Here is a 16,599-nt window from a genome sequence, read left to right on the forward strand (position 1 = left end):
AGTTGGAAGTGTCATGCTGTCCAAAGGGGATTCACATAAAAAAACGCATGACCCTATAGAGAGGGATCATGCGGAGTGTTACTATTATTGATTGAAAGGTGGAGTATCCGTACCTCCATTAGTTGGTCTGTTCTTTTCTTCTTCAATTTTCCGATCCAGTTTAGAAAGATACTTTTGCGCAAAGTCCCTTCCACCCAGACCAAAGGCTAAACCGAAAGCCAGTGCCAGTGCACCAAGAGTCAACATGAACGCAATATTAACGATGGAATCAGCCACTTTTAATTGATCCAGGGCCATAAAGAAGCTTAAGGCAATGATTGCGTATTTCGTGATGCTCGACAGTACTTGGAAGTTATCACCCAATACATTGGATAGGATGCTCTTAACTAAGTTACCCAGGTACAATCCTGCCCCAAGAATGACAATGGCTGCCAATACATGTGGCACATAAGCTAATACACCTGTTGCCAGTGCGACCAGGAATTCCAAACGCACCATTTCAAGGGCTTCTACTACAAATAGGAAAACAACGATAACCTGAACGACTCTGCCTACAAGTCCTGATAGATTCATATAGGATGAGCCCTTGGCTTCATATGGGTTCTTATTGACGCTAACACGCCCAATCCCCATATTTCGTAACAGGGAATTGAATCCTACCCTGTTCAATAAACGTGCAACCAATGCACCAACCCATCTACCAACCCAGATTCCTGCTAGAATGAGTACAATCGCAACCGCAATATTCGGAAGCATCACAAGGACCTGATTGAGCATGTGAATCGCCGGTTCTGAAATACCTCTGATATCCAGCTGATCCAGTGCAGAAATGGTGACTGGAATCATGATGAGAACGAATACAATCGTCCCAATGACCGATGAAACCGTTGTTCCTTGAAAAAGTTTCCCGATGCCGAATCGGTCAGCGACTCTCTCTGTGCCAATCGCTTTCAGGAAATTCGTCACGATATCCCGGACGATCTTGGCAACAAACCAGCCAACAAGGAGAATGATAGCCGCTGCAAACAGCTTAGGTATAAACGCAAGGAAGCTTTGGAGCATTTCCGTGAAAGGTCCCGAAACCCCTGCAATATTAAGAGCAGCCAACACTCCCGGTAAGAATACGAGAAGCACGAGATAGAAGACAATTCTCGCGGCCGTGTAGACATATCGATGTGCATCATTTTCATCTTTCGCCAGTTTAGATCTCACCAGCGTGCTTTTAACGGCTGGTCTCATGCCCAGTTTCTCAATCAATACCTTCAGGACAGAGGCAACAATCCATGCAAACAATAGAATAAGTGCCGCTTTTAAGACATTGGGAATCGCTGCCGCCATCGTACTCAACATACCGACTAAAGGTGAAGCGATGAAGTTCAAGTCAAGGATATTGAAGAAGGCGATAAACACAAACACCAACAGAATGAAGTACACGATTTTACTAATGACTTTCTCCGATGTCCATTTCCGTTCCCCGGTCCTGCTGCCAAAATATAGATTATCATCGATCTTTATTCTTTTTAAGATTCCGTAAACGGCTTTTTCAATAGCCTTTGCTATGATCCAGCCGATCAATAGCACCAATAAAGCTAATAACAGATCTGGAAGCTTTCCTAAATACCCGTACCATTCCCGTGTTATCTCATTGTTCATTCGATGTTCTCCCTTCCATATATGGAAAATGTATAATGCTAATACTTATCTACCCAAAGATTTTTTTTCAAAACCAGACAAAAAAAGATAGTCTAAATGATGCAGAAAACAGCCTTAGCAATGGGGATGAGAACGGTGGAATCGGGGAGGGGGTCAGGCAAAAAAAACAGACCTCACAGAAGTAAGGTCCGTCCCTCTATCTCATCCGCCGGGCACTTGCGTTCAGGCGCGCATTTCGGATGACCTGGTTGATGACTTCCGAAAATATGAGCCCGATGGCAATGGAACCGGAGATCATGAAGGCTTTGGCTGCCAGGTTGATGGCTGCATTGTAATCGTTTTGGACGAAGTTTCTCATGGCATCGTACGCCAGTCCCCCGGGTACGAGGGGGATGATCCCGGCAACAGAGAAGATGATGACCGGGGTTTTGTACATTTTCGCAAACACCTGACTGACCACAGCCACGACAAAGGAGGCAAGTAACGTGGCAAGAACGGTGTCGGTTTCATTTAAACTCATAAGTATGTAAATGATCCACCCAAGCATTCCGACAATGCCGCATTTGAAAAGGGACTGCTTTGGAGCATTGAAGATAATCCCGAATGCAGCGGCGGAAATGAAGCTGGTCACTAATTGCTCGATGATGTGCATTCCCTTTTCACCCCAATCTCACTTTACGTCAATGTAAACACGACAGCAATGCCCGTGCCAATGGCAAATGCCGTTAAAAAAGCTTCCGCGCCCTTTGAGAGACCAGAAACCAGGTGACCCGCCATCAAGTCCCGGACCGCATTGGTGATCAGGAGACCGGGAACAAGGGGCATCACAGATCCGATGATAATCTTATCCAATTCCTGCCCGATGCCAAGCTTTACAAAACCGTATGACACCATGCCGATGATGAAGGAAGCAAGAAACTCCGCAAAGAACTTTATCGGAACGAGGCGATGTAAAAAAATCAGGCTTGTAAACCCGACACCTCCCGTGATCAAAGCAGGAATGAAGTCCTTCCACATCCCCTGGAACATGATGAGAAAGCAACCACTTGCAATCGAAGCCGCGGCCACTTGAATCAGGAAGGAATAAGATAAATCGGACTGATCCAGCTTCTCCAGGGCGTTGTATGCTTCTTCAAGGGTCAGATGCCCTTTACTGATCTGCCTTGAGATACTGTTCACGAGGGTCACTTTCTCAAGATCCGTAGACCTCTCATTAATTCGGATCAGCTTCGTTTTGGTCGGTTCTGAGGTTTCAATCGAGAAGATGATCCCAGTGGGGGTCACATAGCTATGCGATTCCGATATCCCATAAGAAGCGGCGATACGCATCATCGTGTCCTCGACGCGATACGTCTCCGCCCCACTTTGAAGCATGATCTTCCCCGCCAGCAGGCTGACCTCCATAATGTCATATCTTCTTATCATTTTTGCTTCCATACGATCTCTCCACACGTACTATTTTTTGAATAGGTCTAGTTTATAGGAAAGCAGTGGTGTAAGCAATGAGGAACGGGATGATTTTAGTGGATTTCATTCTTCCCCGCTCCTTGATAATAGAGTAGGGTGACCTTTCTCAAGGCCACCCCCTCATCAAACCGTACGTGCCCTATTAAGGCATACGGCTTACCAATGTGATTCCGCTTAGTTCAAGATGATGCAAACTTATTCGCACAGTGTATTTTAGAAAGTCGTTGTGAAGAAAAGTATTCCTCTCCCTTTTCTTTTGCTCTCTCCAGACTTCTTTTGTATTTCTTCTTTTGCTTATCTTTCATGTATTGGAGGTAGTATTCAATACCATCTCCATACTGTTTTCCGTAATATATTTGAAAAGCAGATTTAAGACCTGTACACGCAAAGAATTCAATGTTCCATTTCGTACTCATCACCCATCCTTTTCGTTGTGAAGGATGTTTGTGAAGCATAGCGACTCTCAGCCTTCGGCGAGTGTAAGAATCTATTGCCAGTAGTTCATCTCTGAATATGTTGAAACAACAGTTCAGTCGATATCCCTTCTCTTTGAATTCTTCAATCGCTTTCCACAAGGTTAGATAGAAGTTTACCTTTCCTTGAATGATGGAGTTTACGCGTTGGTACCACGCTTCTCTGCTTAAGGTGAGTGTTTTCCTGGTGGCTCTCTTAATTTTCATTCGAAAGTCTTTCCAGGTCTCATCTTTTGGTTTGGCTAAATAGTAAGGTTTACCATCCTTCTTACGTTTTCTCCAGTGTTGGAACGTAAAACCAATAAAGTCGAAATCATCATGATTGAAATCGACAATTTTAGTCTTCTCGATAGAAATTTCCAGACCTAGTTCATCGAGTTTCTCTTTTGTGATTTGTTCGGCTTTCTTAATGTCCTCTTTGGATTTGGCGAAAAGGAGGAAGTCATCGGCATACCGTACAAATCGAATGCCGTGTAAATCAAGTGTCCAATCCAGTTCGTTCAGATAGATATTCGCTAAAAGTGGAGAAATCACTCCACCTTGAGGAGTACCTGAATCTGAGCGATGGTAGGTCCCTTCTTCCATGTATCCAGCTTTTAGCCATTTCCAAATCATGTCTAGGACTGTACCGTCCGCTACATATTTGTTTAGGACCTTCATCAGTTTCTTGTGCGGGATATTGTCAAAGAAGCCTTTGATATCGCAATCATAAATGTGATTGTATCCTTGTTCAATATTCCACATTATAATTTGTACAACTCGTTTGGCTCCGCGATTTTGACGATACCCACATGACCAATTATGAAAGATATGGTCATCGAATTTTGGTTCTAATACGTTTCGCAGAGATTGTTGAACAATCCGATCTTCGACCGTAGGAATACCGAGAGGTCTCTGTTTTCCATTCTTCTTGCGTATATAGGAGCGTCTGACAGGAGTAGGCTCATATTCTTTCGCTCTCAGTTTGCCGAGTAGATTATCTAGATTTTCATCCAGGTTCTCCTCATACTTTTCAAGAGTTACTTCGTCGATTCCACCTGAACCTTTGTTGGCTTTTACTTTCTCCCACGCACTTTTCAATTTACGGTCAAACAGTAGTTGTCCGTATACACTATGCCATTTAAGCTTTAATTCTTGATTCACTACGTATTCCACACCTTTCATTGTGTACATTCAGTTCGTTTATACCGAAGTATCGTGGTCTGTTGTCATTACACACCTTTACTTGTGTAGAGTCACAAGGTCGTTCCCCTTCCGTTCACCAGATGTTTTGTCATCTGGCTACTTCCGTACTATGAGAACGTCTGACTTCTCTATCCACATTATCCATTTCGGAATTCCTTATAGGACAATGCCCTGACGGTAAGATAGAGATCTCACGGGGTCATCGCACTTTCCTTCTGTACATACCCAGCACCATCACTTGATAAGTTGAGCTCATTCGGCTGATTCTTTGAATGAACACCTTTAAGACTTCCCATTATTTTCGCATGGTCGCCAACTTACCCAGCCGCCGTGCTTCACACTTTTTGCATTTGGGTCTGCACATCCGACTACGGGTCTCTCGATTATCCGCATCTCCTCCGAACACAATCTCACAATTATGCCCTAGATTAGTCTTCGTTAGTTGTATCAGCACTCTAACGGAAGGACTTTCACCTTCGAGACGATGAATCTTCCGGGATTCGGGAGCCGTTTATACTACGTATCGTACTCCAACCCTTAACAATTCATCTTGAGTGTGGAACACTCAAGGTGCGACTGCCCGTCGCACGAAAAAACCGACCCTATTAAAGGATCGGTCGATAAGATTTTACGATGCCTTTCGGCTGATTTCCTGTTGATGCGACTGCACTTTGATCAATCTTGGTGCCATATTTGCTATGAACACCAACACTATGGAGCATAAAAATGCCGAACCCAACATGGTGATTCCGTTCATGACGAAAGAGAATAGCAACGGGGACATATCGTCCGGTGCATACTCGGCAAAGAACACGAACCCGGCGATAAAATGCCAGAAATAACGGGCAAGGCTTCCTGCAAATGTTGCGATCACTACCCATAAGATCGCTTTGGATCGTCGGCTGCTTCCCAGTGCGTCCTGTATCCTCCCCGCAAAAAGCCCGGCAAAGCCGATAAAAGCAAAGGCGATGAAGTACTCAATCACCATTTGAACCGGGGTCGCAATCCACGCATCCCCGAGGGCAATCTGAAGGATCCCCCATAAAAAGCCTCCTATCAATCCTGCTCTCCATCCTCTTCGATAGGATAATAGAAAGATTGGAACCATAGCAATTGAAATCGAGATACTCGGTGATAGCTTAATAGAAGGCAGCATATCGAGAATGACTGCAAAAGCCGCCATCAACGAAGCTTCAAGCAATACGACAAGTCGAGTGTTTTTCATAACAAAAATCCTCCTTATGTAATAAAACGAAACCATAAGGAGGGAGAATGAAATAATCGAAATAAGCACTATGATGCATATCTTCCACATCCCTACGCTAGTCCTAACTAACAGGTTCAGAGGGTCAGAACAGATTGTTCACTCTCAGCTTTCGCTCCCCTTGTGGTACCGTTTATAAAGTTGTTATGGTTTATTATACATGAAGAATGATATTTGAAAAGCATGATAAGGAACTTTTTCTTAAGGTGTCTCACTAAGAGGATCATGAAGGATGATGACGGGCATTGACTTAGGGGTGACCATAAATCCATATACCTTACCATCTTTGTCCTTATACGCTACAGAATAATCTCCGAACTGGGGTGAGAATTCGACGTTTTGGTATTCAAGGTCAAGTTCCTGATATTTCAGGCTCACATACAGGTTGGTGGCGATTCTTGCCGTCAGATGTTGTACAGTGGAAATCCGGTTGGCTACTATTATGAGGATGATTGCGAAACAGAGTAACATGACTTTCTTTGTCCTGGACAATCTGATCATTCATCAAGCCCCCTTTTATTTCTCATAACTACTATACTCTTATACTCTCTATTATATACCTATTCACTGAACCATGACAAAAGAGCTACTCTAATGAGGTATGTCAAAATACCCATTTTTAGCAGCTCTTTTAAGTTTTAAGATTAAATATGAAATTATAATCCAACCTATCATTTATGTTTGAGCTCTCATATTTTACATCCTAAACAACTGTTTAACCTATCCAAGCCAGACCAATCAACGTTTTCACTTACTAATCAAACGTTTGTTTAGTCGTCTAACATCTCTGTCAGGCGTGAAATCTGGCTGTGAAGTTCGTCGATTGGAACGAAGCGTGCTTTTCTGACCATTTCTTTGCCGTCTACAAATACGATGATGACGGGCACGGTGAAGATGGAAAACTCTCCTGCTATTTCCGGGATTTCTTCTGCATCGGCATGGATGGATCTCACAGATTTGAAATCCTTCAACATCTCTTCCACCTGTGGCAGGAGTGCGTGACAAACAGAACAATCGGGCCTTGATATGTATAGCAGTAGCAGTTTCTCAGCTTCCAGCTTTTCATGGATGGCTTTCAGTGAATGAACTTCTTCCATTTTCGGTTTCCCTTCTGAATTATTGTACCGATTGGGCAAGTGATCACCCTGTCCGGTCTTGATATACATACAACTTCCCGTTGGAGGGTCTCCTGAACGACGGTCCAGTAAATCCCCGCTTTCGTAATTCTTTTTTCATAAATATCATGATTCCCCCATGACCTACGATGAGCACATCTTTCCCTTCCTGGACGACCCTATCGACCACAGCACGGATCCTCTCTTCGATTTCCCGCTTGCTTTCAGGCTGGGACCGATGATTGAACCACCAGGCGAGCCTTATGAATGCTAAATGAAGGAACAGTGGCAGCTTCCTGTCAGACCGGAATATGGGAGATAATTTGATTTCCCTCAGTTCCTTTAGAAAGGTAATTTCTCCTTCATAAACCGTTTCAGCCGTTATTTGAGCCCTTGATAAGTCACTGGAATAGCAGCTTTTCCATTCAATATCTTTTAGATCAACTGTATTGCTTTCTACGCCTGAGATATCATATTCTTCCACCCACTTCATCAGCTCATCACTCGTTACATACGAAGCAGGATAACCCCTGGTTACTTTAAAATGCCTTATAAGACCAATCTTCATACAGATCCCCTCCCCCTTCCATTATACTAGTTTATGGAAGGGAAAAGGCATGCGCTTTGGGCGCATGCCTTCTGATTAATCATCCTAAAGAAACGTCCAGAATCATCATCACAACAAAACCGAGCATTAATCCCATTGTGGCCAAGTCCGTACTTCCTGAGGATTGCGACTCAGGAATCAGTTCTTCGACGACGACGAATATCATCGCTCCCGCCGCGAAAGCAAGGGCATAAGGCAGCAGCGGCTGCACCATCAGGACGGCAGCGGCTCCGATCACGGCTGCAATCGGCTCTACGATGGCTGATAGCTGACCGTAATGGAAGGATTTCAAACGGGACATCCCATCTCCCCTCAGCGGAATGGAAAGAGCTGCCCCTTCAGGCATATTCTGAATACCGATTCCGATGGCAAGGCCGATGGCTCCCACTAAGGTTGCGTCTCCGAGGCCAAGTGACGCAGCACCGAAGGCAACACCGATGGCAAGACCTTCCGGAATATTATGGAGGGTGATCGCCAGGAATAATAAGGTCGATTTTTTGAATTTGGTTGGAGGTCCTTCGGCTTTTTCCGATTCGTTCCCCAAGTGTAAATGCGGTACGACAAAGTCTAAAAGTCTAATAAATATGCCGCCAAGTAAAAAGCCGATGGCAGGGGCAAGCCATGGTATCTGACCGTTTTGCTCACTGAACTCTATTGAAGGCGCAAGCAGTGACCAAAACGATGCTGCTATCATGACTCCAGCGGCAAACCCGAGCATCATGTTCAACGTATGCTTTTCTATTTTCGTAAAGAAAAACACCGTGGCTGCTCCAAGGGCCGTCAGCCCCCATGTCACCAGACCGCCGAACAGCGCCTGCATCGTAGGATTAAATCCACTTAACCAGTCTATGAACATACGAACCACTCTCCTCCGATCAACATTTTGAATACTACCATCTTGCATCAAGGAAACTTTCTTTGTCAAAGGAAACGGCATACTACCTATTTACCAGTGCCCATTATTTTTCTATATATATGTCATTCGCTTGAAATGGTGTATGTATCGTTTATACTTTCCATACAACCATGGGGGATATACAAAAAACGCCTCTGCCTTATAAGACAGAGACGTGCTTCCTACTCAACCCTTATGGCTGTTTTCCATAAGATCAGGTTGAGGACGAGTAAAAGGAGGAGATAGCCCGGGATGCCGAACGGGATCTGAAGGGCCAGGAAATGAAGGCCAAAGAACACTCCTACGATGAGATAAAACGGCAGCACCTTCCAACTGTCACTTTGCTGAACTCCTTCAAAGCTTTCGGAAAAAGGCAACGATCCTCTCATCAATGCCAGGCAGATCACGGTAAAGATACAGGCGCTAATAAAAACGATGACGATCTCGGGGATTATCCGGAAACCAAACAGGATGATAAAGACAATGCTTATGATGGCATATAGCGGAAGGAACAGTTTCATAAGAAAGGCCTTCAATGTCCCTTTGTAGATGGACACACGGCTCGCGACTGGTGCTACTTTGTACACCCAGGATCCCTTGTATTTCCCTGAATAACTGAGCATCATCACGACTGTCGGTATGACGATGAAGCTTGAATAGATCGATAGGTACATGCTTGAAGTCAGGAGATCTTCCCTTGTTCCATCCATCAATCCATTGAAGATGAATATAAACGGCATGATGATGGCAAACCCAAGGGCGGGATACACCTTCAACTTAAATTCCCTTTCATTTTTCATCATATAATGGGCGAACCTGTAAAATGCCCGCTCTTCGCTCGACTTGGATAATACCTTCATGAGACCATCCCCGAACCGGATACGGGCTTTCTTCTTCTTACCGCCATGGGAAGATAATTTCTGAAGATTCTTCTCAAATGTCGGCAATGCTTTCACATAAACGATAAGAGCAAGGAATGGGATCAGTACCGCGGTACATGAAAGAATCAGGATCATGGTCTGGTGATTACCGTTCAGGAACCATTCAAACGGAGCTCCGAACCAGATGGGAGGCAGAAAGATATTCCACCAATCCGGTGTAAAAGAGATCGTCAAATCCACAAATTCAAAGGAACGTGCCACCACCTGATATCCTACGGCAAGTCCGATGGATAATCCGATCTGCACATAGTTGATGATATCCTTCAGTTTTTCCCCATCAAAATATTGAAGGATAAAATAATAGAGCATAGCCGTAAATACAACGATGAAGATGTTCATCAAGATGACCCCTGCCAGGAAAATGAAAAAGAAGGAAAGACCTTGATTGATCAACCCTACGACCAATGGAATGGCGGTCAGGGAACCCGTCAGGAAAAACAGATAAATAAACACATGAAGCGTTTTAGCCAGGCTGATGGTTTTCCTTTCGACAGGCTTGGTAAACAGAATCGTATGATCTCGGATGTCCAGAATGACGACTGAGAAATCAGAAATCATCGACGTCATGACGATGAAAATAAGTACGGTAAAGGTGATGCTCATCTGAAAAACATATTGATCTCCCATCACAATGAAAGGAATGACGAATAATCCAAACAGCGCATATACCCAGAGGGATTTAATAAAACGGTTTTCATCCTTCCCTTTCTTCCTTCCCTGCTGTTGGAAGATCGTAGGCACACGCCTTTGATCCATCGTCAGCTTGACTTGAAGTATCTTTCTCAACAACCTGTAATCGAATCCAAGCCTCGTAAACAATCCTTGAAACCAATCCAGAAACAATAGGGTACGAAATTCCTTCATTCTTACACCTCTTGCACAACAGAAACAATTTCCGCTGCCGTTTCTTTATGCTCATTGAATCCGGTTAATTGGTTGAAGATTTCCTCCAGTGACCCTTCCATATTCTGATTCTTCAATTCTTCAAAACTGCCATCCGCCACGATTTGGCCGTTATGCAAAAGAACGATACGGTTGCTGATCTTTTCCACAACATCCATGATGTGAGAGGAATAGAAGATGGTTTTCCCCTTTGCGGCAAGCTGGGCGAGGAGCTCTTTAAAAATCATGACCGAGTTGGCATCGAGTCCATTGATGGGCTCATCCAAAAATAAAACATCGGGATTATGTAATAAACTCGAGATGATTAGAATCTTCTGCTTCATCCCTTTTGAATAAGATGCGATCCTTGATTCATATACTTCTGATAGTCCAAACAATCCGATGAGCCTCTCCGCTTTCTCCTGCGCCTTTTTTGGTTCCATTCCGTATAGTTCACCCATGAATGTGAGGTACTCTTCTGCTGTCAGGTTATCATAAAGATCCGCCATCTCAGGCACATAACCTATCCGTTTCTTATATTCTACGGAACTACCGGATATATCTTCACCGAATAGCGTCACTTGCCCCGAACACCCTTCTTCAAGGCCGAGGATAATCTTGACCGTCGTACTTTTCCCGGCACCATTCGGACCGATATAGCCGATGATCTGTCCTTTATACACATCCAGCTGGACACCCGTCAACACTTCCTTACTACCAAACTTCTTCTTCAAATCCCTTATCGACAAAATCGGTTCACGTACGTCCATAACAATCCCCTTTTTCCTTTAGATATGCCTATATGCTAACATAAATTCCATTTTATGGTGAGAGGTTCATGTGATAAATAAAATAACGAATCATTGTGGACGTTCTCCTACCCATGCGCTTTACGTCTGTCCTCATCCATTCAATATTAGCTATAAGGTTAAGACTGTATTTAGTGTTGAATTACTATGATGTTTTCAAAAAGTTATTTCTGAAAGTTTATTGGATTTTGTATCATCTTTAAAAATTGGTACTAAGTTGATTGGAGTGGAAGGATGCTCGCTTTCCTCACCGCCAGCCCCGAGGAAAGCGAGCATCCTGGAACGGAAATCAACTACTGCTTTCTACTAAAACATTACAACAAACTATTTGAAATTTTTTTCATTCCCCCCTTCCCAAACTGGCAGAACTTGTTATATACTTTAACTGTATTAAGACACATAGTACACTACACACAGTCGGGAGGGTGGATATGTTTGAGCTTGATTTAAGAAGTCGTAAACCCATCTATGAACAATTAGTCGAAAAGCTTAAAGAATTAATCATCAATGAAGTGCTGAAGCCGGACGAACAATTACCTTCGGTTCGTACCCTGGCACAGCAGCTGACCATAAATCCAAACACAATCCAAAAAGCCTACAGGGAACTCGAATCTCAAAGATTCATTTATTCTGTGAAAGGACGGGGTAGCTTTGTTAATCCTTCAAGTCACATTCAAAACGCGGAGAAAATCATGAAAGTAAAAGAAGAGTTGTCTAAACTTTTGTCTGAAGCCCTTTACTTGGGGATCACAACGGAAGACTTAAAGCAGATGATTGCAGAAATCGAGGCAACGGTTGGGGGTAATCAAACTGATGATCGAGATTAAATCCATAAACAAAGCCTTTGAAGGCACAAAAATCTTACATGACATCTCTTTCTCTGTTCAAAAGGGATCGATCTACGGCCTGCTCGGATCGAACGGTGCAGGAAAGACCACTTTGTTGAAGACCATCGCGGGAGTGTTAAAGCCTGAAAGTGGAGAGGTGTCCGTAAACACCCAGCCCGTCTATGAAAATATCCCGACGAAGGAAACCCTGTTTTTCATTCCTGATCAACCGTTTTTCTTTGCTCATTACTCATTGACTCAAATGGCCCGTTTTTACCAGAACACTTATAGCCGTTGGGATGAGGATCGCTTTCAATCATTGAGTAAATTATTCGGGATTGATCCTCATAAAAGCCTTCATAAATTCTCTAAAGGTGTGCAGCGGCAGGCGGCTTTCATCCTGGCCCTGGCCACTCAACCCGACGTACTGATCCTGGATGAACCGATGGACGGCCTTGATCCCGTTGTCAGAAAAAAAGCCAAAAGCGTACTGATTTCAGAAGTTGCCAACCGGGACATGACCATCATCATCTCATCTCACAATCTCCGGGAAGTGGAAGATATTTGTGATCATATCGGAATTTTGCATGAAGGGGAATTTTTACTGGAGAAGGAACTCGATGATTTGAAGTCCGGCATTCACAAAGTACAGCTGGCATTCAAGGGGGCGATTCCCGAGCAGCTCTTTAGTGATCTTGATATCCTGCATAACGAAACGAGGGGAAGCGTGTCCCTCTGTATTGTCCGCGGCGACGAGCAACGGGTGAGGAGCTTGATTCAGCCCTATCGTCCAGTGATCTTTGACTTATTGCCCCTGACACTTGAAGAAATTTTTGTTTATGAAATGGAGGACGTCGGATATGCCATCCAAAACATCATGGATCAATAAAGAAATCATCGTTCAAAGCCTGCGGAATGTTGGATGGGTCGGCATAGTCTACTTTATTGGACTTCTCTTTTCTTTACCCGTCGACATTATCGGTCAGTTATCCAAGGATCAACAAAGGTACCCGGTTGCGATTTATGAAAATCTATTTAAAATGCAATACCCGATCCAGATAGGATTGTTGTTGATTATTCCAGTGATCCTATCCTTGTTCCTATTTCGTTATCTGCATGTGAAACAGGCCGGGGACTTCATGCACAGCCTGCCGATCACCCGCAGAAAATTATTTTTCCATTTTACCGGGACAGGGTTTGGGATTCTCATCCTTCCGGTTCTACTGAATACCGTGATATTACTTTCCCTTTATTCATTCACGGACCTTCAGCAATATATAGGGGTTCAGGATATTTTTGTATGGGGCGGCATTACGATACTTATGAGCGTCCTCCTGTTCACAGCCTCTACATTCGTTGCCATGGTAACGGGACTGACAGCCGTTCACGGTGCACTGACTTATATCCTGCTCCTGTTGCCTGCAGGGATGTTTATGCTCGTGTGCTACAGTTTAAAAAATCTGTTATTCGGATTTCCTGAGGACTATTTCTTTAATGTTCAAATCGAGAAATACTCACCGCTCATTAAAACGGTGTACCTAGAGAACGATCTCCTGTCCGGTACGGATGTCTTGTTATTCATCTTGATCACTCTCGTATTCTATGGTTTCTCATACGTGTTATACAAAATAAGAAAAGTGGAGACTGTCTCCCAGGCGATTGTATACCCTTTCTTGAGACCGTTGTTTAAATATGGTATCTCCTTCTGCTTCATGTTGCTCGGCGGGATGTACTTCAATGGAATTTATCAGTCCCAAGGCTGGACCCTATTCGGATATTTCTTCGGTTCCCTCATTGGTTACTACATCGGTGAGATGATTTTACAGAAACATTGGAGAGTATTCCGTCAATGGAAGGGATATGCAGGATTTGCAATCGTCATTGTTCTTCTGGGCTTTATCATTCAGTTCGATCTGTTTCAATATGAAGAGAAAGTACCAGAATTGGCAGATGTAGAAAAGGTTCATGTCAGTCAGAGCTATTATTCCCTGACGGATAACCCTGAAAATCTGATAAAAGACCCTTTTATGACTGATCCGAAAGCGATTGAAACCGTCCTGAATCTTCATGAAGCGATTGTGGATCATCAGAATCATAAAAATAGAGCAGATGAGAAAAACGAGCAGATCTTTCTCTATTACAAAATGAAGGACGGCAGCAAAATCGTACGGAATTACCTGATTGATATAGAAGATGTGAGATCTCAGTATGCTTCCCTTTATGAAATGAAGAATTATAAGGAGAAAACCGAACAACTTTATAGTGTCGACTCAGATAAAGTCGACAAACTCACCATTTATAATGAGATGGGGAATAAACCTGCCATCACCATAGCAGATCCCGCAGATATCGAGGAAGCCATCAATACCCTAAAAGAAGAAACGTACGATGATTCCTTTGAGAACCGCGACAAAATCAATCTATATAATGTTGAATTCCTAATGTCCAAGGACACTTGGGCAAACACCGGCGTTAAAAAGAACGATAAGAAGTTCATTGCATGGCTCGAGGATAAAGGATACTTAAAAGATCTTAAGATGACGGCATCTGATATCGAATGGATGTATGTGACGCAGCCAGTTGATTACAACGATCCTTTCTCTCAACCTGTGGAAGAGGCGGTCCTCGAGTTAAAGAAAGAAAACAAGGGAATCGAAGTGAAAGATGCGGAACAGATCGAATCCATTATGGATGAGCTTGTATACGATCATATGAATAGTGCGTACACCGTCATCATCAAGTACAAAAACCAAGGATCCATCCAGACTCTTGGGTTACAGAAGGAAGATGCCCCTTCCTTTATCAAAAGAGAACTGAACGATTGATTATAGAAAGTCGAGGTGACCATATGGACACACTAAATACATCTTCATCTCCTCTGAACTTCGAGGAGATGTATGATCAATTTCACAAGTTGATCTATCACATCGCTTACAACATAACGAAAGACATTCATTTATCAGAGGACGTCAGACAGGAAACGTTCCTGAAAGCTTATATTAAAATGGATACTCTTAAAGACCCGGCAAAAATAAAAACATGGCTCACTGCGATTGCAAAATGTACAGCCATCGACATCTTCCGCCAACGATCCAAGCGCAATGAAATCTGCCTAGAAGAACATGTTGAGTTCCATTCCATAGAGGATCACCGCTCCCTGGAAGATGAAATCGATGCCCGCTTCCTTAAGAGCAGCATTCAGGACCATATCACACGTCTTCCATTCACACAGCAGGAAGTCATGGCACTGAAAGTCATGGAAGACCTGAGTGACAGTGAAATCGCCACAAAGCTGAACCTGCCCCCTTCAACCGTGAAAACCCGCTTTCACCGGGCCAGGAAACAGTTGTATTCGATTGTTCAAACGAAAGTATCCGCATAACAAAAGGAGCCTCTGGGAGGGCTCCTTTTTTGAATGCATAAGTTTAAGCCACGGATAAAAAGATGTATTTTATGTATTAGGTTAGTAGCATTTTTAACCTTAATCATTGACAGCCCTTCCAATAGGTTACAAAATAGAAGAATAAGCCAATTTCAAAGGGAGAGTTTATGGATACACATTCGCCTTATTTATATGAATACTTAGTCGATCACGCCTTAGAATTTACAGAAGACTGGCTCCGATTCCAGAATATTAAAACGGGATCACATTATTCTCTTGACTCTCCTCCTGAGGTTCTGAATAAAGTCAAAGAACAAAACTCCAATTATGTTAAGGTCATAGCAAGATGCCTCTTACTTTCGAATGAGGAATCAAAAGAATTGATTTCTAACTGGACGAAGGAAACGGCAACCGACCGCAGCAAATCCAGTACAACCCTCGATGAAGTGGTGCGAAACTCAGGTGTTTTCAGAAGGGTGTATTGGACGTATGTCGAAAGATTCACAGAAGAACATTCTGAATTAAACATCCAATTAAAAGAGGTATTTGAGTGGGAGCGAAAGATTAACTTCGCCTTGGACTATGTGCTGGAAACGTTCACTTCGACATTCCTTGCGATCTTAATGAATAGGCTGCAGGCTCAGTCCACATTGATTCAAGAATTAAGTACACCCGTCATTTCTTTAACCTCGGAAGTAGGTCTGCTTCCGATCATTGGGGATATTGATACAACCCGTGCCCGAATGATCATGGACTCAACCCTTCAGCAAAGTGCAGATGCCCATCTGTCCATGCTGATCATCGACTTGTCTGGTGTTGTATTGATGGACACCATGGTGGCCCAGCAGATCTTCCGCCTCATCGATGCCTTGAATCTATTGGGAGTGAGATCCGTCATCACGGGTATCCGACCTGAAGTCGCCCAGACAGCGATCCACCTCGGACTCGATTTCTCCACCATCCATACTGAAAATTCCCTGGAACGGATCATAGCCGAAGTCATCCAGGAAAACAGCAGCTTTTTGCACAAGTAAGTTTTGAACAAAAGAAAAGACTGATTCATCCGAGGGTGACCTTTCGAATGAATCAGTCTAATTAT

General features: G+C 43.5%; 16 protein-coding genes and 1 riboswitch. Of the genes, 5 read left to right on the forward strand and 11 right to left on the reverse strand.

The window, feature by feature from the left end; all coding sequences use genetic code 11:
* Positions 1–84 precede the first annotated feature (84 nt).
* The 11 genes from ACSQ2E_RS20795 to ACSQ2E_RS20845 all read right to left on the reverse strand — a co-directional run bounded on the left by ACSQ2E_RS20795 (position 85) and on the right by ACSQ2E_RS20845 (position 11,252).
* Positions 85–1,653: a mechanosensitive ion channel gene (locus ACSQ2E_RS20795; RefSeq protein ID WP_435993784.1), complete on the reverse strand. Its 1,569-nt coding sequence runs from the start codon at positions 1,651–1,653 to the stop codon at positions 85–87.
* Between the two features lie 196 nt (positions 1,654–1,849).
* Entirely contained in the window at positions 1,850–2,305 is a 456-nt protein-coding gene (locus tag ACSQ2E_RS20800; RefSeq protein ID WP_061809986.1) for a threonine/serine exporter family protein, read from the reverse strand.
* A 23-nt stretch (positions 2,306–2,328) separates the two neighbouring features.
* Entirely contained in the window at positions 2,329–3,090 is a 762-nt protein-coding gene (locus ACSQ2E_RS20805; protein ID WP_435993786.1) for a threonine/serine exporter family protein, read from the reverse strand.
* Positions 3,091–3,299: 209 nt separating this feature from the next.
* Positions 3,300–4,736 (reverse strand): group II intron reverse transcriptase/maturase, encoded by a 1,437-nt coding sequence (ltrA, locus tag ACSQ2E_RS20810; RefSeq protein WP_435989184.1) that lies wholly within the window; start codon positions 4,734–4,736, stop codon positions 3,300–3,302.
* 670 nt (positions 4,737–5,406) lie between these two features.
* Positions 5,407–6,003 (reverse strand): energy-coupled thiamine transporter ThiT, encoded by a 597-nt coding sequence (gene thiT / locus ACSQ2E_RS20815; protein WP_435993788.1) that lies wholly within the window; start codon positions 6,001–6,003, stop codon positions 5,407–5,409.
* A gap of 72 nt (positions 6,004–6,075) precedes the next feature.
* Positions 6,076–6,174: riboswitch (TPP riboswitch) on the reverse strand.
* Between the two features lie 69 nt (positions 6,175–6,243).
* The gene (locus ACSQ2E_RS20820) at positions 6,244–6,543 is read right to left on the reverse strand and encodes a hypothetical protein (RefSeq protein ID WP_435993790.1); all 300 of its coding nucleotides are present in this window, start codon (positions 6,541–6,543) and stop codon (positions 6,244–6,246) included.
* A gap of 269 nt (positions 6,544–6,812) precedes the next feature.
* On the reverse strand, positions 6,813–7,178 hold the full coding sequence (locus tag ACSQ2E_RS20825; protein ID WP_435993792.1) for a thioredoxin family protein: 366 nt from the start codon (positions 7,176–7,178) through the stop codon (positions 6,813–6,815).
* A gap of 4 nt (positions 7,179–7,182) precedes the next feature.
* Entirely contained in the window at positions 7,183–7,725 is a 543-nt protein-coding gene (locus tag ACSQ2E_RS20830; RefSeq protein ID WP_435993794.1) for a histidine phosphatase family protein, read from the reverse strand.
* A gap of 79 nt (positions 7,726–7,804) precedes the next feature.
* A complete protein-coding gene (locus ACSQ2E_RS20835; RefSeq protein ID WP_435993796.1) occupies positions 7,805–8,620 on the reverse strand; it encodes a ZIP family metal transporter in 816 nt (271 codons plus the stop codon).
* A gap of 221 nt (positions 8,621–8,841) precedes the next feature.
* Positions 8,842–10,464, reverse strand: a complete 1,623-nt coding sequence (locus tag ACSQ2E_RS20840; RefSeq protein WP_435993798.1) for a hypothetical protein — start codon at positions 10,462–10,464, stop codon at positions 8,842–8,844.
* A 2-nt stretch (positions 10,465–10,466) separates the two neighbouring features.
* A complete protein-coding gene (locus ACSQ2E_RS20845; RefSeq protein WP_435993800.1) occupies positions 10,467–11,252 on the reverse strand; it encodes an ABC transporter ATP-binding protein in 786 nt (261 codons plus the stop codon).
* Positions 11,253–11,722: 470 nt separating this feature from the next.
* On the opposite strand from ACSQ2E_RS20845, the gene ACSQ2E_RS20850 reads away from it, so the two are divergent.
* The 5 genes from ACSQ2E_RS20850 (at position 11,723) to ACSQ2E_RS20870 (ending at position 16,534) form a co-directional block, all read left to right on the forward strand.
* Positions 11,723–12,118, forward strand: coding sequence for a GntR family transcriptional regulator (locus ACSQ2E_RS20850; RefSeq protein WP_034760902.1), 396 nt, complete (start codon positions 11,723–11,725; stop codon positions 12,116–12,118).
* Positions 12,105–13,007: an ABC transporter ATP-binding protein gene (locus ACSQ2E_RS20855; RefSeq protein WP_435993803.1), complete on the forward strand. Its 903-nt coding sequence runs from the start codon at positions 12,105–12,107 to the stop codon at positions 13,005–13,007. The genes ACSQ2E_RS20850 and ACSQ2E_RS20855 overlap by 14 nt, the downstream gene beginning before the upstream one ends.
* Entirely contained in the window at positions 12,979–14,943 is a 1,965-nt protein-coding gene (locus ACSQ2E_RS20860) for a DUF6449 domain-containing protein (RefSeq protein WP_435993805.1), read from the forward strand. The genes ACSQ2E_RS20855 and ACSQ2E_RS20860 overlap by 29 nt, the downstream gene beginning before the upstream one ends.
* Positions 14,944–14,966: 23 nt before the next feature.
* Entirely contained in the window at positions 14,967–15,500 is a 534-nt protein-coding gene (locus ACSQ2E_RS20865) for an RNA polymerase sigma factor (RefSeq protein ID WP_435993807.1), read from the forward strand.
* A 167-nt stretch (positions 15,501–15,667) separates the two neighbouring features.
* On the forward strand, positions 15,668–16,534 hold the full coding sequence (locus ACSQ2E_RS20870; protein ID WP_435993809.1) for an STAS domain-containing protein: 867 nt from the start codon (positions 15,668–15,670) through the stop codon (positions 16,532–16,534).
* Positions 16,535–16,599: the final 65 nt, after the last annotated feature.

Source organism: Rossellomorea sp. LjRoot5 (assembly GCF_964253455.1).
In the GTDB taxonomy this organism is placed as follows: domain Bacteria; phylum Bacillota; class Bacilli; order Bacillales; family Bacillaceae_B; genus Rossellomorea.